Source organism: Kluyvera sp. 142486, from assembly GCF_046569695.1.
GTDB lineage: Bacteria > Pseudomonadota > Gammaproteobacteria > Enterobacterales > Enterobacteriaceae > Kluyvera.
This window is the reverse complement of sequence record NZ_JBKHUI010000017.1, coordinates 1-24,726: the sequence shown is the minus strand read 5'-3', so window position 1 is coordinate 24,726 and position 24,726 is coordinate 1. Positions and strand designations below refer to the sequence as shown.

The 24,726-nt window shown below is 53.0% G+C and carries 20 protein-coding genes and 1 pseudogene; 8 read left to right on the top strand and 13 right to left on the bottom strand.

The genetic code is table 11. From position 1 onward, the window contains the following. The first annotated feature begins 94 nt into the window (after positions 1 to 94). The 5 genes from ACLGE8_RS17775 (at position 95) to ACLGE8_RS17755 (ending at position 4,219) form a co-directional block, all read left to right on the top strand. Entirely contained in the window at positions 95 to 502 is a 408-nt protein-coding gene (locus tag ACLGE8_RS17775; protein ID WP_411000139.1) for a GNAT family N-acetyltransferase, read from the top strand. A 93-nt stretch (positions 503 to 595) separates the two neighbouring features. Continuing rightward, complete coding sequence (locus tag ACLGE8_RS17770) at positions 596 to 1,777, top strand: MFS transporter (RefSeq protein ID WP_411000138.1); 1,182 nt, start codon at positions 596 to 598, stop codon at positions 1,775 to 1,777. Beyond that, complete coding sequence (yidZ, locus tag ACLGE8_RS17765) at positions 1,746 to 2,705, top strand: HTH-type transcriptional regulator YidZ (protein WP_411000137.1); 960 nt, start codon at positions 1,746 to 1,748, stop codon at positions 2,703 to 2,705. The genes ACLGE8_RS17770 and yidZ overlap by 32 nt, the downstream gene beginning before the upstream one ends. Before the next feature lie 157 nt (positions 2,706 to 2,862). Continuing rightward, positions 2,863 to 3,612, top strand: coding sequence for a 4'-phosphopantetheinyl transferase family protein (locus tag ACLGE8_RS17760; RefSeq protein WP_411000136.1), 750 nt, complete (start codon positions 2,863 to 2,865; stop codon positions 3,610 to 3,612). A gap of 40 nt (positions 3,613 to 3,652) precedes the next feature. After that, entirely contained in the window at positions 3,653 to 4,219 is a 567-nt protein-coding gene (locus ACLGE8_RS17755) for an NADPH-dependent FMN reductase (RefSeq protein ID WP_333011165.1), read from the top strand. A 75-nt stretch (positions 4,220 to 4,294) separates the two neighbouring features. Here the strand turns inward: ACLGE8_RS17755 and adeP are convergent, their stop codons facing one another. After that, a complete protein-coding gene (gene adeP, locus ACLGE8_RS17750; protein ID WP_185668158.1) occupies positions 4,295 to 5,632 on the bottom strand; it encodes an adenine permease AdeP in 1,338 nt (445 codons plus the stop codon). 169 nt (positions 5,633 to 5,801) lie between these two features. Here adeP and yieH point away from each other — a divergent pair, with 169 nt between their 5' ends. Then, complete coding sequence (yieH, locus tag ACLGE8_RS17745; RefSeq protein WP_411000135.1) at positions 5,802 to 6,467, top strand: 6-phosphogluconate phosphatase; 666 nt, start codon at positions 5,802 to 5,804, stop codon at positions 6,465 to 6,467. Positions 6,468 to 6,545: 78 nt separating this feature from the next. Here the strand turns inward: yieH and ACLGE8_RS17740 are convergent, their stop codons facing one another. The 7 genes from ACLGE8_RS17740 to pstB form a co-directional block, all read right to left on the bottom strand. After that, the gene (locus tag ACLGE8_RS17740; protein WP_411000134.1) at positions 6,546 to 7,262 is read right to left on the bottom strand and encodes a glucosamine-6-phosphate deaminase; all 717 of its coding nucleotides are present in this window, start codon (positions 7,260 to 7,262) and stop codon (positions 6,546 to 6,548) included. Between the two features lie 58 nt (positions 7,263 to 7,320). Next, the gene (locus ACLGE8_RS17735) at positions 7,321 to 8,493 is read right to left on the bottom strand and encodes an esterase (protein ID WP_411000133.1); all 1,173 of its coding nucleotides are present in this window, start codon (positions 8,491 to 8,493) and stop codon (positions 7,321 to 7,323) included. A 27-nt stretch (positions 8,494 to 8,520) separates the two neighbouring features. Continuing rightward, positions 8,521 to 10,110 carry a carbohydrate porin gene (locus ACLGE8_RS17730; protein ID WP_411000132.1) on the bottom strand — a complete coding sequence of 530 codons (1,590 nt, stop codon included), beginning with the start codon at positions 10,108 to 10,110 and terminating at the stop codon, positions 8,521 to 8,523. A 96-nt stretch (positions 10,111 to 10,206) separates the two neighbouring features. Continuing rightward, entirely contained in the window at positions 10,207 to 12,066 is a 1,860-nt protein-coding gene (gene bglF / locus ACLGE8_RS17725; RefSeq protein ID WP_411000131.1) for a PTS beta-glucoside transporter subunit IIABC, read from the bottom strand. A 128-nt stretch (positions 12,067 to 12,194) separates the two neighbouring features. Continuing rightward, positions 12,195 to 13,031: a transcriptional antiterminator BglG gene (gene bglG / locus ACLGE8_RS17720; protein ID WP_411000130.1), complete on the bottom strand. Its 837-nt coding sequence runs from the start codon at positions 13,029 to 13,031 to the stop codon at positions 12,195 to 12,197. A 320-nt stretch (positions 13,032 to 13,351) separates the two neighbouring features. Continuing rightward, a complete protein-coding gene (gene phoU / locus ACLGE8_RS17715; protein ID WP_012907987.1) occupies positions 13,352 to 14,077 on the bottom strand; it encodes a phosphate signaling complex protein PhoU in 726 nt (241 codons plus the stop codon). A gap of 13 nt (positions 14,078 to 14,090) precedes the next feature. Beyond that, positions 14,091 to 14,864, bottom strand: a complete 774-nt coding sequence (gene pstB / locus ACLGE8_RS17710; protein WP_035893601.1) for a phosphate ABC transporter ATP-binding protein PstB — start codon at positions 14,862 to 14,864, stop codon at positions 14,091 to 14,093. Between the two features lie 47 nt (positions 14,865 to 14,911). On the opposite strand from pstB, the pseudogene ACLGE8_RS17705 reads away from it, so the two are divergent. After that, positions 14,912 to 15,004, top strand: a pseudogene (locus ACLGE8_RS17705) (hypothetical protein); the annotation flags it as partial. Here the strand turns inward: ACLGE8_RS17705 and pstA are convergent. From pstA to glmU, 5 genes are all read right to left on the bottom strand, one after another. Continuing rightward, positions 15,001 to 15,891 carry a phosphate ABC transporter permease PstA gene (gene pstA, locus ACLGE8_RS17700; RefSeq protein ID WP_411000129.1) on the bottom strand — a complete coding sequence of 297 codons (891 nt, stop codon included), beginning with the start codon at positions 15,889 to 15,891 and terminating at the stop codon, positions 15,001 to 15,003. The pseudogene ACLGE8_RS17705 and the gene pstA overlap by 4 nt on opposite strands. After that, positions 15,891 to 16,850, bottom strand: a complete 960-nt coding sequence (gene pstC, locus ACLGE8_RS17695; protein ID WP_411000128.1) for a phosphate ABC transporter permease PstC — start codon at positions 16,848 to 16,850, stop codon at positions 15,891 to 15,893. Before pstC ends, pstA begins: the two co-directional genes overlap by 1 nt. Before the next feature lie 73 nt (positions 16,851 to 16,923). Continuing rightward, positions 16,924 to 17,964 (bottom strand): phosphate ABC transporter substrate-binding protein PstS, encoded by a 1,041-nt coding sequence (gene pstS, locus ACLGE8_RS17690; protein WP_411000127.1) that lies wholly within the window; start codon positions 17,962 to 17,964, stop codon positions 16,924 to 16,926. 297 nt (positions 17,965 to 18,261) lie between these two features. Beyond that, positions 18,262 to 20,091, bottom strand: coding sequence for a glutamine--fructose-6-phosphate transaminase (isomerizing) (glmS, locus tag ACLGE8_RS17685; RefSeq protein WP_411000126.1), 1,830 nt, complete (start codon positions 20,089 to 20,091; stop codon positions 18,262 to 18,264). Between the two features lie 189 nt (positions 20,092 to 20,280). Continuing rightward, positions 20,281 to 21,651, bottom strand: coding sequence for a bifunctional UDP-N-acetylglucosamine diphosphorylase/glucosamine-1-phosphate N-acetyltransferase GlmU (gene glmU, locus ACLGE8_RS17680; protein WP_411000125.1), 1,371 nt, complete (start codon positions 21,649 to 21,651; stop codon positions 20,281 to 20,283). A 345-nt stretch (positions 21,652 to 21,996) separates the two neighbouring features. Between glmU and ACLGE8_RS17675 the strand changes: the two genes are divergently transcribed. Continuing rightward, positions 21,997 to 24,174: a right-handed parallel beta-helix repeat-containing protein gene (locus tag ACLGE8_RS17675; RefSeq protein ID WP_411000124.1), complete on the top strand. Its 2,178-nt coding sequence runs from the start codon at positions 21,997 to 21,999 to the stop codon at positions 24,172 to 24,174. Positions 24,175 to 24,726 lie beyond the last annotated feature (552 nt).

The following is a 24,726-nucleotide window of genomic DNA, read 5'->3' as shown; positions in this document are numbered from 1 at the left end:
TAATTCGGGTTTTCTTTTCTATCCCCCGCTGCAATTGCTCTCCCTAAGCTAAGCTTGTTAAATGTTTCTATTTCCTGATGAACAGGCTACCGCAATGACGACTGAATACACTCTGATTGAATCCGTTCCTTCCGCCGAAACGTTCTGCCACCTACGCAAAATAGCCGGCCTGTCTGCCCGACCGCTCGCAGCCGCCGAAATCGGCCTGCCGCGGAGCTGCTACGGCGTGCATATTATTTGGCAAGGTTCGCCGGTCGGCATGGGGCGGATCGTCGGTGACGGCGCGCTGAATTTTGAAATTGTCGATATCGCTGTCGACCCTGACCATCAGGGCAAAGGGCTGGGGCGTAAAATCATGGAAGCACTTATGGCCTGGCTAGACGCCCATGCATTTAAAGGCAGCTATGTCTCTCTGGTCGCCGACGTTCCGGAGCTGTACGCTAAATTTGGCTTCGAGTCCGTACGCCCGGAAAGCGAAGGAATGGCGAGAGTCTGGAAGTAAATTTCCTCACAGGAAATCACAGTTGTCCAAATGGCAACTCGTGTCATCACACGCGCCCCATTATGCTGACGCCTCATTTCTCGTGAGGTCGCCATGACACGTTTTCTGGTCTGCTGTTTTGCCCTGGTTTTACTCTATCCCGCCGGTATTGATATGTATCTGGTGGGATTACCGCGTATCGCCGCTGATTTACAGGCCAGCGAAGCGCAGCTACACATCGCGTTTTCGGTCTATCTGGCCGGGATGGCAACCGCCATGCTGTTCGCCGGAAAAGTGGCTGACCAATCGGGCCGCAAGCCGGTAGCGATTGTCGGAGCGCTGATCTACATCGCTGCCTCCGCTATCTGTTCGTTGGCACAGAGCGGCACTCCTTTCCTGGTAGGCCGTTTTATTCAGGGGATCGGGGCTGGCTGTTGCTACGTCGTGGCGTTCGCTATCCTGCGCGATACGCTCGACGATCGCCTGCGGGCCAAGGTACTGTCACTGCTTAATGGGATCACCTGCATCGTTCCGGTACTCGCGCCGGTGATGGGGCACCTGATTATGCTCAAATACCCGTGGCAGAGCCTGTTCTACACGATGATTGGCATGGGCGTGGTGGTCTGCCTGCTGTCGGTGTTTGTGCTGCGAGAATCGCGCCCTGCGACGCGTCCTGCCTCGGCAGGCTATACGCCAGGAGCCGAGTCGTTGGTGAATCGCTTTTTCCTCAGCCGTTTGGCGATCACCACGCTGAGCGTGTCGGTGATCCTCACCTTTGTGAACACCTCGCCGGTGCTGCTGATGGAGGTCATGGGCTTTGACCGCGGCGAATATGCCACGACCATGGCGATGACCGCAGGCGTCAGCATGGCGGTTTCGTTCTCGACGCCGTTTGCCCTGAGCCTGTTTAAACCCCGCACCCTCATGCTGGCATCGCAGGTACTGTTCCTGGCGGCGGGGATTGTGCTAACGCTTTCCGCTACGCACGCGGTTACGCTCTTCGGGCTGACCTTAATCTGCGCAGGCTTCTCAGTAGGCTTTGGCGTTGCCATGAGCCAGGCGCTGGGGCCGTTCTCGCTGCGGGCCGGGGTTGCCAGTTCGGCGCTCGGTATTGCTCAGGTCTGCGGTTCGTCGCTGTGGATATGGCTGTCGGCCATCCTGGGCCTTAATGCGCTGAATATGCTGATCGGTATTCTGATTGCCTGTAGCATAGTGTGCATACTGCTGATTATCTCAGTGGCTCCTAACCGGTCTGCGCCAACACATGAAGAAGCCTCTCTCCAGTCTCGATCTTAATTTACTGCTATGCCTGCAGCTGCTGATGCAGGAGCGCAGCGTCACCAAAACCGCCAAACGGATGAACGTCACGCCGTCGGCGGTCAGTAAGTCGCTGTCGAAGCTGCGAGCCTGGTTTGACGATCCGCTGTTTGTGAATACCCCGCTTGGGCTGACGCCAACGCCGCTGATGGTCAGCATGGAGCAAAACCTGGCCGAGTGGATGCAGATGGGCAATCAGCTGCTGGATAAACCGCATCACGAAACGCCGCGCGGGCTGAAGTTTGATCTGGTTGCCGAGACGCCGCTGGTGATGATCATGTTCAACGAACTCTCCAGCCAGATTTACCAGCGCTACCCGCAGGCGACGATCAAAGTGCGTAACTGGGATTATGATTCACTGGACGCGATTATTCGCGGTGAGGTCGACATCGGCTTCACCGGGCGCGAAAGCCACCCACGCTCACGCGAGCTGCTGAGCCTGCTGCCGCTGTCGATAGACTACGAGGTGCTGTTTACCGACCTGCCTTGGGTATGGCTGCGTGAAGACCATCCAGCGCTTTTGGAAGAGTGGAATCTGGAGACGTTCCTGCGCTACCCGCACATCAGCATCTGCTGGGAACAGAGCGATACCTGGGCGCTGGACGACGTATTGCAGGAGATGGGGCGTGAACGTCATATCGCGCTCAGCCTGCCGGGCTTTGAACAGTCGCTGTTTATGGCCGCTCAGCCGGACCACCAGATGATCGCGACAGCACCGCGCTACTGTCAGCATTATAATCAACTGCACAACCTGCCTTTAGTACCTCGCCCACTACCGTTTGATGCTGTGCAGCGGGAAAAACTGCAGGTGCCATTTACCCTACTCTGGCATAAACGAAATAGTCACAACCCGAAAATTATCTGGCTCCGTGATACCCTAAAAGCCTTATATCTCGCTGTTTCCTGAATCAATATTCGTAAAAATAATACGTTTCAGTTAGGGCAAAGTGTAAAAGTCGCGTAATACCCCTTTTCAATCGCACTTTTAGGCAGTAAAACCTGATCATAACTGGCGTAAATGTTACTCTCGCCATACACACAGTCCATTAATCACGGAGCGAAAAATGGCGACGCACTTTGCAAGAGGGATCCTTAAGGACGGACATCTACTATCGGTCAGGCTCTCATCCACCAGCCATAATATTGCGCGCCAGCTGCCGGCCCATCGACGGACCCGCTACCTGGCTTCCCGCGCTTTGCTGGCGGAATTGCTGTTTATGCTGTATGGCATTAGCGAACTGCCTGAAATCGAGACTCAGCAAGAAGGTAAACCGTACTTTAAGGATAGCCATCTACCTGATTTTTCTATCGCTTATGCCGGTAATATCGTCGGCGTTGCCCTGACCACCGAAGGCCAGTGCGGCCTTGATATGGAGCTGCTGCGCACGCTGCGTAACACTCCGCAGGCCACAATGATGGAAAGCTACCGCTTTACCAGCAATGAGAATCTGTGGATCAACAACCAGAACGATCCACATGAAGCGCGCGCACAACTCATCACGCTGCGTCAGAGCGTCCTCAAACTGTCAGGCGACGTTCATCACGACTCTCCTCAGACGCTCCAGCTACTGCCCGGCTCAGGCCGCCTGCGTTCGGCATTAACCGACCAGCTTGAAGTCATCTGCGATGCCGAAGACGTGCTGGTCTGGTCGCTGGCTGCTTCACCGTCTATCGACAAGCTCAAAGTTTGGGAGTTTGATGGTAAGTGCGGCTGGCGTAGCCTGCCTGATGCTCAGACCCGGGCCAACGAACCCTCGGCACGCCTGATGAGATTCACCAGCCTACCGGCGGAGAAAGCGCTTATACTCAATTGATTCGGCTGGATTTCAGCCGCCATGATGGAAAGGAGTAGTCATGTCTGAAACATTGAACGTTGTGACGTTACTGGGAAGCCTGCGTAAAGGCTCATTCAACGGTATGGTGGCGCGCACCCTGCCTAAAATCGCCCCCGCGGGCATGACCGTTTCCGCACTGCCGTCGATTGGCGATATCCCGCTGTACGACGCGGACCTACAACAGGAAGACGGTTTCCCGCAAAGCGTGGAAGCGCTGGCAGAACAGATTCGCCAGGCCGACGGCGTGGTTATCGTCACGCCAGAGTACAACTATTCCGTGCCGGGTGGCCTGAAGAACGCCATCGACTGGCTCTCTCGTCTGCCGGATCAGCCGCTTTCAGGTAAACCGGTTCTGATTCAGACCAGCTCCATGGGCGCTATAGGCGGCGCGCGCTGCCAGTATCATCTGCGTCAGATTCTGGTGTTCCTGGATGCGATGGTAATGAACAAGCCGGAATTTATGGGCGGCGTGATTCAAAATAAGGTCGACCCGCAGCTGGGTGAAGTGATTGAACAGGGGACGTTGGATCATTTGACCGGTCAGTTGACCGCATTTGGCGAGTACATTCAGCGCGTTAAAGCGTAAGTGCGGGCTGATGCCCTCTCCCTGTGGGAGAGGGTACAAACACTAAAGCCCTTTTCGATGAAAAGGGCTTACTGTTTATTTTGCGTCAATAAACACAATCTTCAGAATAAACAGCAGTGCGACAACGATAACGCACGGGCTGAGGTCGCGGAAACGACCGGTACCAATCTTCATCACGCAGTAAGAGATGAAGCCCAGCGCAATACCTTCGGTGATTGAGAAGCTGAACGGCATCATCACCGCGGTAATAAACGCCGGAACCGCTTCGGTCAGGTCATCCCACTTCACGCGAGACAGGCTGGATGTCATCAGGACACCCACGTAAATCAGCGCGCCCGCTGCCGCATAGCCCGGCACCATACCCGCCAGCGGCGACAGGAAGATAACCAGCAGGAACAGCAGACCAACCACTACAGCCGTCAGACCGGTACGACCGCCCACGGACACGCCGGAGGAGGATTCGATATACGCAGTGACGGAAGAGGTGCCGATAAAGGAGCCGGCAACCGAGGAGACGCTATCGACAAACAGCGCCTGCTTCATGCGTGGGAACTTGCCTTTCGCATCGGCCAGGCCAGCTTTGTCGGTCACGCCAATCAGCGTACCGGAGGAGTCAAACAGGTTTACCAGCATGAAGGAGAAGATAACGCCCGCCAGCCCCAGGTTGAAGGAGCCCGCCAGGTCAACATGACCGACCACGGTGGTAATGCTCGGCGGCGCAGAAACGATGCCGCTGTAGTGCACATCGCCCAGCATCCAGCCCAACAGCGTGGTTACCACGATAGAGACCAGCACCGCTGCGTGAATGTTACGAGAGGCCAGAATCGCAATGATAAAGAAGCCCAGCACGCCCAGCAGTACGCTGTGCGAGGTCAGGTTACCGATAGAGACCAGCGTGTCCTGGTTTGCCACGATAACGCCGGCGTTTTTCAGGCCCATCATACCGATGAACAGACCGATACCGCTGGTGATCCCTACGCGCAGGCTCACCGGGATATTGGCAATCATCCAGTAACGCACGCGGAAAATCGTCAACAGCAGCAGACCAATAGCGCCCCAGAAGATAGCGCCCATCCCGACCTGCCACGGCAGGCCCATCGCCTGCACCACCACGAACGCGAAGAATGCATTCAGGCCCATCGCCGGAGCCAGTGCCACCGGCAGGTTGGCAAAAATGCCCATCAGAATACTGCCCAGCGCCGCGATCAGGCAGGTAGTAACAAACACTGCGCTGGTGTCCATGCCAGCTACGCCAAGAATTTGCGGGTTAACGAAAACGATGTAGACCATCGTCAGGAAGGTCGTGAAACCGGCGATCACTTCGGTACGTGCCGTCGTGCCGTGCTCGCGCAGTTTAAACACGCGCTCCAGAATCCCCTGACCGGAAGCCGGGGTGGTGTGTTGTTGACTCATTATTAATTTCCGCAGACATGGAAGGAAAATTCGTCGCTATCCTATACCAAAATGCGACAATAGGCGCGGTTGCGAGATACTTTTTTTCATTGATTTTGCTTATACGGCAACGATTGCGTCTCTCAATTCGGCATTACGTAAACGTTAAACTTGTTAAAAAGGAAATGACATGTCCGGAGTTGAAGCGGTTTTTTTCGACTGTGACGGTACGCTGGTAGACAGCGAAGTGATCTGTTCACGGGCCTACGTCCATATGTTCAAAACATTTGGCATCACGCTCGATCTGGAAGAGATTTTTAAACGTTTCAAGGGCGTAAAGCTCTACGAGATCATCGACATCATCAACGATGAACACGGCACTCAGTTGGAAAAAGCGGAGTTAGAACCGGTTTACCGCGCCGAGGTCGCACGCCTGTTCGACACCGAGCTGGAGGTGATTGCTGGGGCGAACGCGCTGCTCGACGCAGTTAGTGTGCCAATGTGCGTCGTGTCGAACGGCCCGGTCAGCAAAATGCAGCATTCGCTCGGCAAGCTGGATATGTTGCACCATTTCCCGGATAAGCTGTTCAGCGGCTACGATATCCAGCGCTGGAAGCCAGACCCGGCGCTGATGCACCATGCCGCAAAGGCAATGAACGTGGATGTGGAGAAGTGCATTCTGGTGGATGACTCCTCCGCTGGCGCGCAGTCAGGGATTGATGCGGGCATGGAGGTGTTCTACTTCTGCGCCGACCCGCACAATAAACCGATCGTTCACCCGAAGGTGACGACGTTTACCGATCTGGCGGAGCTCCCGGCGCTGTGGAAAGCACGCGGCTGGGATATTACGCGATAACGGTACCGTGATGATTGTCCGATAGTGGGCGTGAGCCGGATAAGGCGCAAAGCGCCTCCATCCGGCATCTCCGCAGAATCAGGCGAGCGCCGACGCAGCGGCTTTATCCGCAATCACCGTTAATGACGGATGAAGCTGCAGCACCGAAGCGGGAACCGTTTCACTTACTGGACCTTCAAGTACCTGTTTAAGCGCCTGCGCTTTTCCCTCACCGCTGACAATCAGGATCAGGTTTTTCGCCGCCATAATGCTTTTCGGCCCCATCGTGACGTAGCTATCCGGCACCAGCGAGTAATCTCCGCCTAACTCACCGTGCACGACAATGTCGACCATCGCACCTTCAATCGGCACCTCGGTCGTGAGCTCGTGAAAACGGGTGGTACCCGGAAGGTTGCCACAGAAATGTCCATCGGCTCCAAGCCCCATGAGCACCAAATCCAGACCGCCTTCGGCCGCAATTCGGGCATCATGCTCGCGGAAATTATCGAGGGTTAGCTTTCGGATATTCGCCTCATCAATGCCTGCAGGCGTGAAAAACAGCTTCCGCAGATTTGTCACGGTGACGCCATCACCCGGTTTATGGCGAAACGGGATCTCATCAAAGTTATAAAAATAGCAGTGTTGATACCACGGCTTACCCTTCACGGCTTCGGTAACATGTTCATACATCCCCTTTGGCGTGTTACCCGCCGTAATCGCCAGGTTAACCTGATGAGGCTGAGACATATAACCCAGCAGGTGCTGCGCGGCAACCCGACTCATCTCGGTATAGTCTTCCGTAATGATTAACTTCATCTCTTGCTCCTTGAGGTGTGATGCCCGGCGTCAGCGTTCTGACGTCGGGGCGTAACAATTACTGCTTGAAGATCTTCTGCACAAATTCGGCGTAAGCCGGCCGCCAGACGTCCATTTCGTGGTTAAGGCCTGGGTATTCATGATAGTCAAAGTTGATTTTTTGCTTCTCGAGCTCAGCCTTCAACCCGGCAATGTCTTTACCGGTCACCACATCTTTATCACCCACGACCACGGTGAAGTTACGTAGCTGCTGATTGATAGACTGCGGGTCATTCAACCGTGCGCTAACCCCTTCATCAGGCACCGTTGTGGTCGTGACGCCGCTAAAGGTCGCCAACCAGCCAAAACTGTCCAGATGATTCATTCCGGAGACCAGCGCCTGATATCCACCCTGTGACAACCCGGCCAACGCGCGGCCATCAGCATCTTTTCGCACGTTAAAACGCTTGCCGATCAGCGGGATAATATCGTGTATCAGTTCGTTATCCGCCGCTTTCGCGTTGAGTGGATAAAACACTTTACGCCGTTCCTCGGGGACAAAATCTTCCGGAACAATGCCTTTCGCATCGGTTTCGGTATCGGGCACCACCACCAGCATCGGCACTATTTTTCCATCTGCGAGCAGGTTATCCATCATCTGTGCGATACGCCCTTGATCGATAGCCGAACGGCCGGTATCGCCAAACCCGTGATAAAAATAGAGCACCGGCAACGGCTTACCCTGTCCGTTATAGCCAGGTGGCGTCCAGACATACATCTGACGCTCAGATTTCAACGCGTTGGAGTGGTAGGTGACGGCAATCAAATCGCCGTGAGGGACGGACTTCACGTCCAGAATGCTACCGGGAACCAGGATCATGCTGCTGTTCACCTGGCGCTGCGGCTTAGGCATCGCGGTGCCGGTGTCAATGCTGCGGACACCATCGATATTAAAGAAGTATTCATACAAATTGGGCGCCATCACCGGGCTATGCCAGCTCCAGACACCGTTGTTGTCCTTCACCATTGGGTGGATCGCATCAGGAGAAGGCCCTCCGACGACAACAGAAACGCTTTTTGCAGTTGGAGCAAAAAAGCGGTAGGTCACACTGCGATCCGCATTCACCTGTGTGACATAGTGGTTAACCGGAACAGAGGACGCAGGGCTTGCAGGCAAGTCTGCTGCGAAGCTGATCGGGCCAACAAACGTACCGGCAATCAAAATGGATAAATAAGCTACTTTTAATTTCATCACAATCATCCTTTCGCGATTCTTACGTTACCACCAGATTTCTGCCTGAGCGCCAACGGCAAACTGATCCGGCTTATCGTCTTCAAAGGTAAAGCCATCCAGGTCGGTATCTTCCGCTTTAATATAAGTGGCATAAAAACGAATTTCCGGGCGAGACGTCAACATACTGGTATTCACTTTGAAGGTATGGAATAGCGTCGTTTTGTAGCCCGACTCGTTATATTTTTTACCCTTCACATCTTTGTTCTGCTGAGTGAAATAGCCCAATTCAACGCCAGTTTGATTATATTTATCCCAGATATACGCCGGGCGAATTACCGCACGAATCGATTCGAAGTCAGAATGCGCGCCGGTTTCATAGCTGTATACGTCATCACCGAAGGAATAAACCAGTGCATTGGCGACAATGAAACGATCGCCAATATAAGTCTCACCCTGCGACGTTAAACGCACCGCGGTACCGTTGGTATGGTCGCCGTAATATTTACCGTTAAACGTGGTGAATGGACTGGAACCGGCATAGCGCGAGAAGCTACTGGCAATAGAGTTATTCGCCATCAGGAATGAAAACTCGTTAAAGCCCCCATTATCCAATTTCTGCATCAACGTTGTGCCCCACATCCAGGTGTCTTTCCACTCATAGAAACCGTTGTTATCTTCATTATATTTCTCTGAAGAACTCTGATTCGCCGCCACATAACGACCAGACACCATCAGCGTTGCCTTATCCCACAGCGGGATATCTTTATAGCGAACGTCCAGCGTATTGGTATTAATCTGCTGTTTATTCTCCAGTGCCCGATCGTAATCATCGATATCTTCACGTACCAACGCGATATCGAATTTCCCCGGCCCAACCTGCCAGTTTTCAAGACCTACGCCAGCGGCAGCGTCCGTGCGCTGCGTTTTCCAGTCGAGCATCTGTATTTCAATTTTAGGTGCGCCGTGTTTACCAACCCAGAAGTCGGCCTCGGGCGCAAACGGCAAGAACCCTTTGGTATTGACATACAGATCGGAGAATTGCATATAGTTCTCGCCGCCGGCATTGTCGCCAAACCAACCGGTAGAGTATTGCTGACCAACGTTGCCATCCAGCATCACGATGGCATCCACGCGTTTGTTTCCTTCCTGATACACGCGCTGTTTCAACTGCAGATCAAACCAGCCGCTGTATTCGTTCCCTAAGCGCCCCAAAGAACCAATCGCCCAGGATTTTGGTGACCCGTGAGATGCTGTTCCCCAGCCAGAGCGGTAGTAGCCGTTGTAGCTAAAGCCAATTTCATCCTTCACGAACTGACTAAAGTCTTTCATCGTCATCGAAGAATAAATATCACTGCCACCGGTTCCATTGCCATTGTCAGTTTTTACCAGCACCGCATCAGGTTTTGTTTTTGATGTCGCCACATCCTCTTTACGCACCTGATTAGCCACTATCGAAATATTTCTTTGACGCTCTTCATCTTTATATTTTTTTAATTCGGTTTGCGTTTCTCTTAATGCCTGTTCAAGAAGCTCAAGCCGTTGCTCAATGGTTAATGGCTTGGCAAAAGAGCAGGGCGAAAAAGAGAGTGGAGCCATTAACAGAATGGCAGAGGCAATCAGTTTTTTTCTAAACATAATATCCCTATATAATTAACAGTAAAATATAACGAACTGCCAGACATCATCCATCTAAACAACCACAACGATGGAAATATCCATCCTGGTTTTATGTTATTGAATAATAGTAAGTAACGGCTCCTGAATATTAACAGCATCGGCCTCCATAATAAGAACATCGGTATAATCATCACTATTACTGACTAATACCGGTGTGGTTAAATCAAAACCCGCGGCGGCAATCGCGGTAAGGTCGAAGGTGAGCAGAAGATCCCCCGCTTTGACTTCATCGCCAATATTGATATGGGCAGTAAAATATTGCCCCGCCAGTTTGACCGTATCGATACCCACATGAATCAGAATTTCGCTACCCCCATTGGATTCAATACCAATGGCGTGAAGCGTGGCGAAAAGCGAGCCGATACGCCCATCGACCGGCGATCGAACTTCACCTAGCGTCGGCACAATGGCGACGCCTTTACCCAGCATCCCACTGGCAAAGGTCGCATCGCTTACCGTTGCCAGTTCGACAACGTTTCCACTGAGGGGAGAAATGAGAACTTCCGGGCGGGGAAGCGCTTCCGTTGGGGCCTCAGTCGTCACCGATTTGTCTTTCACCGTCAGATTGAAGATGACAGTTCCGGCGAACGCACCGACTGCCGCAATGGCGGCACCAATTACGCTCGCCCAAACGGTGAAATCGACGCCGGTGGCTGGGATGGTTTGCATGAAGGTGAAGATGCTGGGAATACCGAACGAATACGCTTTTGTTTGTGCAAAACCGATGACCCCAGCGCCAATCGCGCCGCTCACGCAGGCAATAATGAACGGATATTTTCGCGGCAGGTTAACGCCATATACCGCAGGCTCGGTGATCCCAAATAGCCCGGTAATCGCCGCAGAGCCCGCAACGATTTTTTTCTGCCCGTCCCGCTCACCCATAAAGATAGCCAGCGCTGCCCCCACCTGCGCCATGATCGCTGGCATCAGTAACGGCAGCATCGTGTCATAACCCAGAACGGTAAAGTTATTGATGCATAGCGGCACTAATCCCCAGTGCAGGCCAAACATCACAAAGATTTGCCACAGTCCCCCCATCACCGCACCAGCAAACCAGGGCGCAGCATGGTAGAGATAGAGATAACCCGCTGCAATCAGTTCACTCACCCAGGTCGACAGCGGGCCAATCACCAGGAAGGTGACCGGAATAATCACCGCCATGCACAGCAGTGGAGTGAAGAAGTTCTTAATTGCCGAGGGGAGCCAGGCATTAAGCCTTTTCTCCATCAGGCTGCAAAGCCAGGCGGAGAAAATAATCGGGATCACCGATGAGGTGTAATTGATAAAGGTGATCGGCAGACCGAGAAAGTGCAACGCAGTCGGATCCGGCGCCTGTGCGCTCTCAAAAGCACGCAGAACCAGCGGGTGGACCAGCGCGCCGCCAACCACCATGGTCAGGAACGGGTTCCCCCCAAATCGTTTCCCGGCGGTATAGCCAAGAATGATGGGGAAAAAATAGAACAGAGAATCGCTCGCGCTGAACAAGAGCAGGTAGGTACCGCTTTGTTCGCTGGTCCACTGGCACACCAGTGCCACCGCCAACAACCCTTTGAGGATCCCGGTGGCGGCCAGTAAGCCGATTAATGGGGTAAAAATGCCCGAAATGATATAAACAAAACGGCTTAACAGGCCATCTTTACTCTCATCGTCCTGTGCTGCATGTTCAGTAACGCCGAGGCCGATCAGCGCATTCACCGCCGCAAAAACATCGGCAACATGATTACCAATCACCACCTGAAACTGTCCACCACTTTCCACCACCATTATAATTCCAGCGGTGTTTTTTAGCGCTTCAGCCTGCGCCAGGCTGTAGTTTTTTAACTTAAAACGTAAACGCGTGGCACAATGCATCAGGCTGATGATGTTATCCTTGCCCCCAACGCCAGCAACAATCTTTTTGGCTAATTCCTTCATGTGTGATCCTCAACCGCGATGCGGCAATCAAAAAAACCTGAAGAAAATAACCCCCGTGCGGAGATCATCTTCTTCAGGTTTTGCCCGCGATGCGGTAACAATGCTGAAGTTAAAACAGCGATGTATTATTAATGTTCTTTGCGAACCCGTTCGATATTAATTGCGAGAAACATAATTTCTTCAGAGGTTGTTTCTCGCTGATACTGATGTCGAATAAAAACAGCAATGCGTTCAGCGCATATCCATGCTTCAAAATAGTTCTGCTTTATTGTCTGTTGTAATGCCAGATCGTCATCGCCAATTGAGGCATGCTCAAATATACGGTAGGCGAAGAACTTCAGATGCGTTACCAGACGTTGATAACTTAAGCTCTTTTCCTGATACGTAATTCCAAACTGGAATTTAATCAGCTGTAGCAGCTCTCGCATAAGTTGAGTGATTTCTTTGACATCCTCCATATTTCCACTCATCTGGGCGCTCACCAGATGCATCGCAATAAACCCCACTTCATCCTTCGGGAGTTGAACCCCCAGACGCTGATGAATCACCGCCAGCGCCTGCTCCCCCAGCCAAAACTCTTTCGGATAAAGGCGCTGGATATCCCACAACAGGGCATTTGGCAGCACAATGCCCTGTTGTGCACGCGCAATGGCGAACTGGCAGTGATCGGTTAGCGAAATGTAGATACTGTCCTGCAGGTTTCCCAGTTTTTCCCTGGACAGTGCAATGATGACATCACATGTCGCCATCACCTCCGGTGGAATACGGCTTAACAATTCACTTAAATGGCTATTCAGTTCATGGCTGCTTAATGAATATGCTTTCTCAATGCCCGAAGCACTAACATATTCACCGACCCGCTTCTGAAAACCAATACCTCGGCCCATGACCACTTTTTCGCGCTGGTTTTCATCGACAACAACCAGAACGTTATTATTCAAAACTCTGGCGATCTGCATAATCATCTGTATGACCTTTTTTAAAAACAAAAAAAACCCGACATTATCAGTAAAAACTGACGCAATCAGGTTTTGCCTGCATAAGCAGTAACAATCCAGTCATTAATACAGCATTTGAATCTATTTTTATAAATATTAATCGAAATGGATTTTTGTTCTTTCCATATTAAAATGCAACGCCGAGAGTAAGGAAGTGTGATTAACATCCCCGATATCGTATTTGAGATTATTTTAGGAATATATAAATATTTAGATGAGGAATATAAGGATGGGTATTCATTAATATTCCCTCTCTTCAGGTGAAGAGAGGGACGGAAAAAATAGCATTACTCTTTCGGGTCTTTCCCCGCCAGCAGCTTATCCAGCTCATCGCCGCCCACGTGACGGAAGTCTTGCCCCTTCACGAAGTAGAAGATGTATTCGCAGATATTCTGGCAGCGGTCGCCAATACGCTCGATAGAGCGTGCACAGAACAGCGCGGTCAACACGCTTGGAATGGTGCGCGAGTCTTCCATCATGTAGGTCATCAGCTGACGCACGATGCCTTCATATTCCTGGTCAACTTTCTTATCTTCACGATAGATACGCACCGCTTCGTCAAGATCCATGCGCGCGAACGCGTCCAGCACGTCATGCAGCATCTGCACGGTGTGGCGGCCCAGCGATTCCAGGCTCACCAGCAGCGGCTGGTGCTGCTGGGAAAATTTCTCCAGCGCGGTACGGCAGATTTTATCCGCCACGTCACCAATACGTTCCAGCTCGGCGATAGTTTTAATAATCGCCATCACCAGACGCAGATCGCTCGCCGTTGGCTGGCGCTTGGCGATGATGCGCACGCAGGCTTCATCAATCGCCACTTCCATCATGTTGACGTGCTTGTCGCCGTCGATGACGCGCTTCGCCAGTTCGCTATCCTGGTTGTGCATGGCGGTAATCGCATCAGAAAGCTGCTGCTCTACCATGCCACCCATGGTCATCACCTGGGTGCGGATGCTTTCCAGTTCTGCGTTGAACTGGCCGGAAATATGTTTATTGAGGTTTAAATTATCCACAGTTCTCTCCCGATCAACCGTAGCGGCCAGTAATGTAGTCTTCAGTTTGTTTCTTCGCAGGCTTGGTGAACAGATCGTCCGTGTTACTGAACTCAATCAACTCGCCCAGATACATAAATGCCGTGTGGTCGGAGCAACGTGCAGCCTGCTGCATGTTGTGGGTCACGATCACCACGGTGTAATCCTCTTTCAGCTCGGTGATAAGCTCCTCGATACGCCCGGTGGAGATCGGGTCAAGGGCTGAACACGGCTCATCCAGCAGCAGAACTTCCGGGCGAATCGCGATGCCGCGCGCGATGCACAGACGCTGCTGCTGACCACCAGAGAGAGAGTACCCGCTCTGGTGCAGTTTATCTTTGGTTTCATTCCATAATGCGGCCTTGGTCAACGCCCACTGCACGCGTTCGTCCATATCGGTGCGGGAGAGCTTTTCAAACAGGCGCACGCCGAAGGCGATATTGTCATAAATCGACATTGGGAACGGCGTTGGCTTCTGGAACACCATACCCACTTTGGCACGCAGCAGGGCGATATCCTGGGTATTGGTGAGAATATTATCGCCATCCAGCAGAATTTCGCCTTCTGCACGCTGCTCCGGGTACAGTTCAAACATCTTGTTGAAGGTACGCAGCAGCGTCGATTTACCGCAGCCTGACGGGCCGATAAACGCCGTCACCTGGTTTTTGGCGATATCCAGGTTGATGTTCTTCAGGGCATGGAATTTGCCGTAGTAGAAGTTCAGGTCACGTACTGAAATTTTACCCGGGGTAGTGTTCACCATACTCATCTCAATCTCTTCCTCATCCAGCGCCGCATCCGCCACGCCGTAAAATGATGCCTGATGGCGCTACGCTTATCAGGCCTACAAATGTGTTCAACCGTAGGCCGGATAAGGCGTTTACGCCGCCATCCGGCAATTCTTCTTAGCCGTGTTTCTTCTTCGCGAAAATAACGCGCGCCAGAATGTTCAGCAGCAGTACGCACAGAGTGATAATCAGCACCCCAGCCCAGGCCAGTTGCTGCCACTCAGCAAACGGGCTCATCGCAAATTTAAAGATGGTCACCGGCAGGTTGGCGATAGGCTGCATCATATCGGTGCTCCAGAACTGGTTGGAGAGCGCAGTAAACAGCAGCGGAGCCGTTTCACCGGCGATACGCGCAATAGCCAGCAGGATGCCGGTCATAATCCCGGAGATAGACGCTTTCAGCGTAATCGCGGAGATCATTCGCCATTTCGGCGTACCCAGCGCGTAGGCTGCTTCACGCAAGCTATCCGGCACCAGTTTCAGCATGTTCTCGGTGGTACGAATAACGATAGGTACCTGCAGCAGCGCCAGCGCAATCACGCCCGCCCAGCCGGAGAAGTGCTGCATCTGCGCCACCACGATGGTGTAGACGAACAGGCCGACTACGATGGATGGTGCGGAGAGCAGAATGTCGTTAATGAAGCGAATCACTTCAGCAAGCCAGGATTTACGCCCGTACTCCGCCAGGTAGATGCCCGCCATAATGCCCAGTGGGGTACCGATAACGGTCGACCACAGGATCAGCAGGCCGCTGCCCGCCAGGGCGTTAGCCAGACCACCGCCCGCCGTGTTTGGCGGCGGCGTCATTTCAGTAAACAGCGCCAGCGACATACCGTCGATGCCGCGGGTCACGGTAGACATCAGGATCCACACCAGCCAAAACAGGCCGAAGATCATGGTGGCCATCGACAGCGTCAGCGCGATGCGGTTCTTCATGCGGCGACGCGCCTGCATTTTGCGGCGAGACTCCGCCAGCGCTGCGGTGTTTTGCATTTCCAGCGTCGTCATTAGCGTGCCCCCTCGTTTTTCGCCAGGCGCATAATCATAAACTTCGATGCCGCCAGCACGATAAAGGTAATCGCAAACAGGATCAGACCCAGTTCCATCAGCGCAGATACATGCAGACCCGATTCCGCTTCAGCGAATTCATTCGCCAGGGCGGAGGTAATGCTGTTGCCCGGCATATACAGCGATGCGCTGTCGAGCTGGTAGGTGTTACCGATGATAAAGGTCACCGCCATCGTTTCACCCAGCGCGCGGCCCAGGCCGAGCATGACGCCGCCTATGACCCCGTTTTTGGTGAACGGCAGCACGATACGCCAGATAACTTCCCAGGTGGTGCAGCCGATGCCGTAGGCCGACTCTTTCATCATCACCGGGGTTTGTTCGAACACATCACGCATAACGGCGGAGATATACGGGATGATCATGATGGCGAGGATACCCCCTGCCGCCAGGATACCGATACCAAACGCCGGGCCGGAGAACAGCGCACCGACAAACGGAATGTTAGAAAGGATATTGCCGACTGGCTCCTGGAAGTAGGTCGCGAACAGCGGAGCAAAGATAAACAGGCCCCACATGCCGTAAACGATGCTGGGAATGGCCGCCAGCAGTTCAATCGCGATACCTAACGGGCGTTTCAGCCAGTTGGGTGCCAGTTCAGTCAGGAAGAGTGCGATACCGAAGCTCACCGGTACGGCGATCAGCAGCGCGATAAAGGAGGTCACGAGCGTACCGTAAATCGGTACCAGCGCACCGTAGATGTCGTTAGGCGCATCCCACTCTTTGGTCCACAGGAAGGCGAAGCCGAACTTCTCCATACTTGGCCAAGAAGAGATGATCAGGGAGACGATAATCCCGCCCAACATCAATAGCACAATCAGCGCAGCCAGTCTTACCAGCGCGCTGAATATCATGTCACCCTTTTTACCCGGTGGGTTAAAAGCAGGCTTAGTTGCAGCCATAAATCACTCTTTCCAGTTTAAAATCCGCCACGACGCTTACACGTTGCCCGGCGTTTCCGCCGGGCGACAGTAATCAGTACAGCGCTTTACCGCTGCTGTCTTTCACGTTGGTTTTCCATGCAGCACGAACCTGCTCAACCACGCTCTCTGGCAGAGTGGCGTAATCAAGCTCGTTCGCCTGTTTGCCGCCGTTTTTATACGCCCAGTCAAAGAACTTCAGCACTTCAGCACCTTGCTCAGGTTTCTTCTGCTCTTTGTGTACCAGGATGAAGGTGGTGGAGGTAATCGGCCACGCGTTGTCACCTTTCTGGTTAGTCAGGTCCTGCGCGAAGGATTTGCTCCAGTCAACGCCTTTAGCGGCGTTAGCAAAGTTGTCTTCAGTCGGGCTAACCGGCTTGCCATCGGCAGAAACCAGTTTGGTGTAAGCCAGGTTGTTCTGCTTAGCATAAGCATATTCAACGTAGCCGATGGAGCCTGGCAGACGCTGTACGAATGCCGCGATACCGTCGTTACCTTTACCGCCCAAACCGGTCGGCCAGTTTACGGTAGAGCCCGCACCGATTTTGGATTTCCACTCTTCGTTCACTTTAGACAGGTAGCTGGTGAACACGAAAGAGGTACCGGAACCATCAGCACGACGCACAACGGCGATGTTCTGAGAAGGCAGCTTAACGCCCGGGTTCAGTTTGGTGATGGCTTCGTCATCCCACTTCTTGATTTTACCCAGGTAGATGTCACCCAGGGTTTTACCGTCAAGCACCAGCTCGCCGGATTTCAGGCCAGGGATGTTAACAGCCAGAACGACACCGCCGATAACGGTCGGGAACTGGAACAGGCCTTCCTGAGCCAGTTTGTCGTCAGATAGCGGAGCATCAGATGCGCCGAAATCAACGGTGTTAGCGGTAATTTGTTTTACGCCACCGGAGGAGCCGATACCCTGGTAGTTTACTTTGCTACCGGTCTCTTTCTGATAGGTATCTGCCCATTTGGCATACACTGGCGCCGGGAAGGTTGCACCAGCACCCGTCAGGCTTGCTGCAGCTCCAGCTGCGAAAGCGCTCATCGATAAGGTCGCGGCGACAACAGTTGCGACAGTGGTACGCATAACTTTCATAATGTCTCCTGCAAGAATCCGTAAATGATTGTTTAGTGGCTACGAGGAGCAAAATAGGACAAACAGGTGACAGTTATATGTAAGGTTTATTACAGTTTAATGACAACGAAAACCATGCGAAAAACAATATTATTAAACCATTATAAATCAGCTTGTTATAAAAATAATTTACAATGAAATTACAGTAAAATTTTCTTTTTATGACAGCCCAAAAATCACGCTTTATGACAGTTTCTGGTGATAAAAAAAATCCGGCTGTGCCTAAGGCAGAGCCGGATAGTTTTCAGGGTAACGCGATTATTCGACGGTAACCGATTTCGCCAGGTTACGCGGCTGGTCCACATCGGTGCCTTTGATCAGCGCCACGTGGTAAGCCAGCAGCTGCAGCGGCACGGTATAGAAGATAGGCGCAATCACCTCTTCCACATGCGGCATCTCGATGATGTGCATATTGTCGCTATTGCTGAATGCCGCATCTCTGTCGGCAAACACGTACAGCTCACCGCCGCGCGCGCGCACCTCTTCAATGTTGGATTTCAGTTTTTCCAGCAGTTCGTTATTCGGCGCGACCACGATAACCGGCATATCCGCGTCGATAAGCGCCAGCGGGCCGTGTTTCAGCTCGCCCGCGGCATACGCTTCCGCGTGAATGTAGGAGATCTCTTTAAGCTTCAGCGCGCCTTCCAGCGCGATCGGGTACTGATCGCCACGGCCCAGGAACAGCGCGTGATGCTTGTCGGAGAAATCTTCTGCAAGCAGCTCAATACGTTTGTCCTGCGACAGCATCTGCTCAATGCGGCTTGGCAGTGCCTGCAGCGCATGAACAATCTCATGCTCTACGGACGCATCCGCCCCTTTCAGGCGCGCCATCTTCGCCACCAGCATCAGCAGTACCGTTAGCTGGGTGGTGAATGCCTTGGTGGACGCCACGCCAATTTCCGCCCCGGCGTTGGTCATAAGCGCCAGATCGGACTCACGCACCAGCGAGGAGCCCGCAACGTTACAAACCGCCAGCGAGCCAAGATAACCCAGCTCTTTGGTCAAACGCAGGCCGGCCAGCGTGTCGGCGGTTTCGCCAGACTGCGACAGAGTGATGACCAGACTGTTTGGACGCACGGCCGATTTGCGATAGCGGAATTCAGAGGCAATTTCGACGTCGCACGGCACACCGGCCAGTGATTCAAACCAGTAACGCGCGACCATCCCGGAGTTATAGGAAGTGCCGCAGGCGATAATCTGGATATGCTCAACGCGAGATAGCAGCGCGTCGGCCTGTGGGCCCAGCTCGCTGAGATCCACTTCGCCGTGGCTGATACGCCCGGTTAAGGTGTTTTTGATGGCGTTCGGCTGTTCGTAGATCTCTTTCTGCATGTAGTGGCGATAGATACCTTTATCGCCCGCATCGTATTGCAGATTAGATTCGATCTCCTGACGATTTACGCTGGCACCGGACTTGTCGAAGACCGCGACCGAGCGGCGCGTCACTTCGGCGATATCGCCCTCTTCAAGGAAGATGAAGCGACGGGTCACCGGCAGCAGCGCCAGCTGGTCAGAGGCGATAAAGTTCTCACCCATGCCAAGGCCGATAACCAGTGGGCTACCGGAACGCGCAGCCAGCAGCGTGCTTGGGTCGCGGGAGTCCATAATCACCGTGCCGTAGGCACCGCGAAGCTGCGGGATAGCGCGCATCACCGCTTCACGCAGCGTACCGCCCTGTTCCATCTCCCAGTGCACTAAGTGAGCGATCACCTCGGTGTCGGTCGCTGAAACAAAAACATAGCCACGCGCCTGCAGCATTTCGCGCAGCGGTTCATGGTTTTCGATGATGCCGTTATGCACCACCGCAATGTGGTCAGAAACATGCGGATGCGCGTTGCCTTCCGACGGTTCGCCGTGGGTTGCCCAGCGGGTGTGAGCAATACCGGTTCCGCCCACCAGCGGGTGTTCTTCCGCGGCTTGTGACAGCATCTGGACTTTCCCCAGACGACGCAGGCGGGTCATATGACCTTCTGCGTCTACCACGGCCACACCCGCAGAGTCATAACCACGGTATTCCAGACGACGGAGACCTTCGAGAAGGATTTCAGCTACATCACGTTGCGCGACTGCGCCAACAATTCCACACATAGTTTTCTATTCCGATTTTGGCATTATGCCATGCGTTGTCGGTCAACCTGTTGCCCGTATTCCGGGCGCCCCGAGCCTTGTAGAGAGTGGGGTTATTTTTATAGGTACTGCTTTTTGGGCGGGAGATTATGTTATCTCCTCACCCTTGTCTGCCTGATGGCGGCTACGCCTTATCAGGCCTACATAAAACTACTTCTTCTTCACCGGACGCTGCCAGCCTTGCTTGTGTACCTGCGGTACGCGGCTCAGCACCAGTTCGTTATCAGCAACGTCGCGGGTCACGGTAGTACCGGCCGCGATAGTGACACCTTTGCCAATGGTGACCGGCGCCACCAGCTGGCTGTCGGAACCGACAAAGACGTCATCGCCAATAATCGTTTTAAATTTATTGGCGCCATCGTAGTTGCAGGTAATGGTACCCGCGCCGATATTCACGTTGTCGCCAATTTCCGCATCGCCGAGGTAGGTCAGATGACCGGCTTTTGAGCCTTTACCCAGGCGCGCTTTTTTCATTTCGACGAAGTTACCCACGTGTGCGCCTTCCAGCAGCTCAGCGCCAGGACGCAGACGGGCGAACGGGCCGATGGTGCAGGCCGCTTCCAGATGAGCATCTTCCACCACGCTGTACGGGCTGATTTCACAGTCATCGCCGATGGTGGCGTTTTTAATCACGCAGCCTGCGCCGATTTTGACGCGATGGCCCAGCACCACGTTGCCTTCAAGGATAACGTTAGTATCAATTTCGACATCGCGCCCGTGAGACAAAGTGCCACGCAGGTCAAAACGCGCCGGGTCGCGCAGCATCACGCCTGCCAGCAGCAGTTTTTCGGCCTGTTCGGACTGATAAATACGCTCAAGACGGGCAAGCTGCAGGCGGTTATTCACGCCGTCAGTTTCGCTGATACGCGCCGGATGAACCGCGGCAATTTCGCGGCCTTCGTGGTATGCCATGGCGATAATATCGGTGATATAGAACTCGCCCTGTGCATTGTTGTTGTTCAGTTTCGCCAGCCAGCGCTTCAGGTCCGCGCCGTTAGCAATCAGGATACCAGTGTTGATCTCCTGAATCTGACGCTGTGCGTCGGTGGCATCTTTGTGTTCAACGATGCCGGTCACCTTGCCGTTTTCACGGGTGATGCGGCCATAGCCGGTTGGGTCGTCCAGCACTACCGTCAGCAGGCCAATTCCACCCTGCGGCTTGGCTTCGCGCAGGCGCTGCAGCGTTTCAACGGAAATCAGCGGCACGTCGCCGTAGAGCATCAGAATATCTTCGTCATCCGCGAAGAACGGTGCAGCCTGCTGCATAGCATGACCGGTGCCCAACTGTTCAGCCTGCAGCACCCAGTTCAGGTTGTCATCGGATAAGGCTTGCTTCAGTAAATCACCGCCGTGACCGTACACCAGGTGGACCTGATTCGCGCCAACATGATTCGCGGCATCAATGACATGCTGCACCATCGGCTTGCCGGCCAGGGTGTGCAGCACTTTTGGAAGATCGGAATACATACGCGTGCCTTTGCCTGCGGCAAGGATCACAACGCTCATGGTACGGTTAGACATAGGTATCCTGTCTGTAGATTAAGTATGAAGTAAAGCGGGTTAACGTTGAAAATTCTACATATTTTTCGCCATGAAATGGCCTGCTGATAAAACGCTCAACATTACCTTTCGCCCTGTTTTTCTTCCCTTATTTTCGTCCATATCAAACGCATTTGTCTCGTAAGAAATCAGCCTAATCGCGGGTTAGCGCGCTATCTCTCTGCTTATATTGTTTTTTTGACACCTGAATAAAGGGCACACCATATTTAAAACACTGTTTTATTTACTCGATATTGTGACGAACAAAAAAGAAACAGTGTTTTGATTTGTTGATAATTACAGCGCCAAACCATTCAGGAAGATGATATGAAAAAGAAATTACCTCTGGCTCTGACTCTTTGTAGCGCAGCACTCTCCCTCTCGGCACAGGCCCAGGCGCCCCAGCAATGGAAGGCGATCGCTTTTGGGCAATCCACTGACGTTAACTTCTCCTCTAACGTGTTGCCGGAGAAAGTGGGCGTTAACAACGTGACGATTGACGGTAAGACGCTGGCCCCGCAGCAAGTTGCCTCACTCAGTAAACCCATCACCATTGAAAGCCGCGGCGGTAAAATTGCCAACTCGCACGACGGCCTGACTTTTTTCTACACCACGCTACCGAGCGATGAGAATTTTGTTCTCTCCGCTACGGTTACCGTCGATCAGTTTGGCCCGGAAAATGGCGCCAAACCAGCCGCTCAGGAAGGGGCTGGACTGCTGGTACGCGATATTATCGGCACGCCTCGTCAGGAGCCGTTGAAAGAGGGCTATGAAGAGTTTCCTGCGGCTTCAAACATGGTGATGAACGCCATCATGACCCAGGATAAAAAAGACGATTACCGCGTGAAGCTACAGGCCATCTCGCGCAACGGCATCACCCAACCTTGGGGCAATGCGGGCTCTGAGATTAAAAAGGTGAGCTACAAGGAAGGCGTTGACCTGCGAGAGTCGCCGGCCTTCCGCCTTAAGCTCGAGCGAACCAATGAAGGCTTTATTACCGCCTGGGCGCCGGTCGGCAGCGAAGAGTGGGTTACCCAGCAGGTACCGGATGCCGATATGATTTCGGTGCAGAATAAAAAGCAGTACTACGTGGGCTTCTTTGCTTCCCGTAATGCGAAAATCACCGTCAGCGATGCTTCACTAACGACATCAGCAGCCCAGACCGTTGCCGCTAAGCCGTTCGTGGCAAAATCCTGGCCGGTGGTTATGCAGGTAGCATCAGGCAGCCAGAATTCAGGCCAGAACTATATCTTACAGGCGCGCGCCAACTACGATGGTCAGTTCTCGGTTCGCCAGAACGAAGTGGTGATCGGGGAGAATAAACCGGTGAAAGCCGGTGAGATGTTTACCCTGCCAACGAAGCTCGCCGAGAGCAACAACTTCCAGATTACCTTTACCCCCACCAGCGGGCGCGATCGTTCGCCGGTTGAACAGCAGCTTTCTGTTAGCCAGCACAAAGCCACGGTAAGCAGTACGCTGTACGCCGCCGCCGACGGTAAAGCCGATGCCAAAGGCACGGCCGAAGCCCCAATGGATCTGGCCACCGCCATCGCGCTTGTGCCACCGGGCGGTAAAGTGGTACTGGCGGCTGGTGACTACGCGAAGACCGATATTCCACTCTCCGCGAGCGGCCTTGAAAAGGGTCGTAAAACGCTGGAAGCTGCAGGTAAAGCGGTTATCCACGGCATGCTGCTAGACGGTCACTACTGGACGATTCGCGGCGTGGATATTACCGACAAGAGCCTGCGTATTCAGGGAAGCCACAACCTTATCGAAAACGTCACCGCCTATCACAATGATGACACCGGAATTCAGATCTCTTCCGTCGATAAGATCGGTCGCCCGCTGTGGGCTAGCTATAACCGCGTGGTGAACTCCGAGTCTTACAGCAACGAAGATCCGGGTAAGATCAACGCCGACGGTTTTGCGGTGAAGATGCGCGTGGGTGAAGGTAACCGCCTGGAAGGGTGCTACTCCCATGACAATATCGACGACGGTTTCGATCTGTTCAACAAGATTGAAGATGGTGCGAATGGCGTAGTGGTGATAGAGAACTCCATTGCTCGCAATAATACCAGCAACGGTTTTAAACTTGGCGGCGAAGGCCAGCCGGTGGCCCATGAAATCCGCAATAGCATTGCTATTGGCAACCATCTCGATGGTTTTACCGATAACTTCAACCCAGGCAAACTGGTGGTGGTGAATAACGTTGCCGTGGATAACCAGCGCTTCAACTTTATCTTCCGCCCAAGCCCATACGGCGACGCCGCTACTCAGGGCGTGTTCAGCGACAATATTTCGCTGCGCAGTCAGCCGGGGAAATATGACGATGCGGTGGTGGGGAACGTTGATGCAACTAACTACTTTATCGAGAAGGGAAAAAGCGTTAATACGGAAGGGAAGGAGCTGCGCGCGGAAGATTTCCAGTCGCTGGAGTTACCGCAGCCACTGACCCGTAATGCGGACGGGAGTTTTAATACTGGGAATTTCCTGAATAAGGATTGATGCGTAGTTTAGTGTTGTAGGCCTGATAAGCGCAGCGACATCAGGCAAGCCACAAAGACATTGCCGGATGGCGGCGTAAACGCCTTATCCGGCCTACAAAATACAAAGGTCGCCGTGAGGCGACCTTCTTCGTTTTTGGTTCTGTTTACACCGCATGTGTTGTGGTTTTCGTTAGCGGTACAGCGCTTAACAGAACGGCATCTGACCTACAGGTGAGGCGGCCAGTGCGGTCATCAACCTTACAGGTTGAAAGTACCGAAAGAGATGTTCATAGCGCTGAAAAGAGCGATGATTTTGTTGATCAGTTTCATGATTTTAATCCTGCGATAGTAGTGGTGTTTTCTGTGACTCATGTCACAAAAAGAAGTCTACTCCTCGGACATTTATCGATCAACAGTTTTGTGATTCAAATCACAAAATATTTAAAATGCCTTTTCAGTTTCATTTAAATTAAAACAAGTGACTAGTCCTGATATAGGTTGACAGTTTTCTGTCGATAAAACGCCTGATGAACGTCATCGGGCGTTTTGTACTTCAGGGCCAGATGTGGCC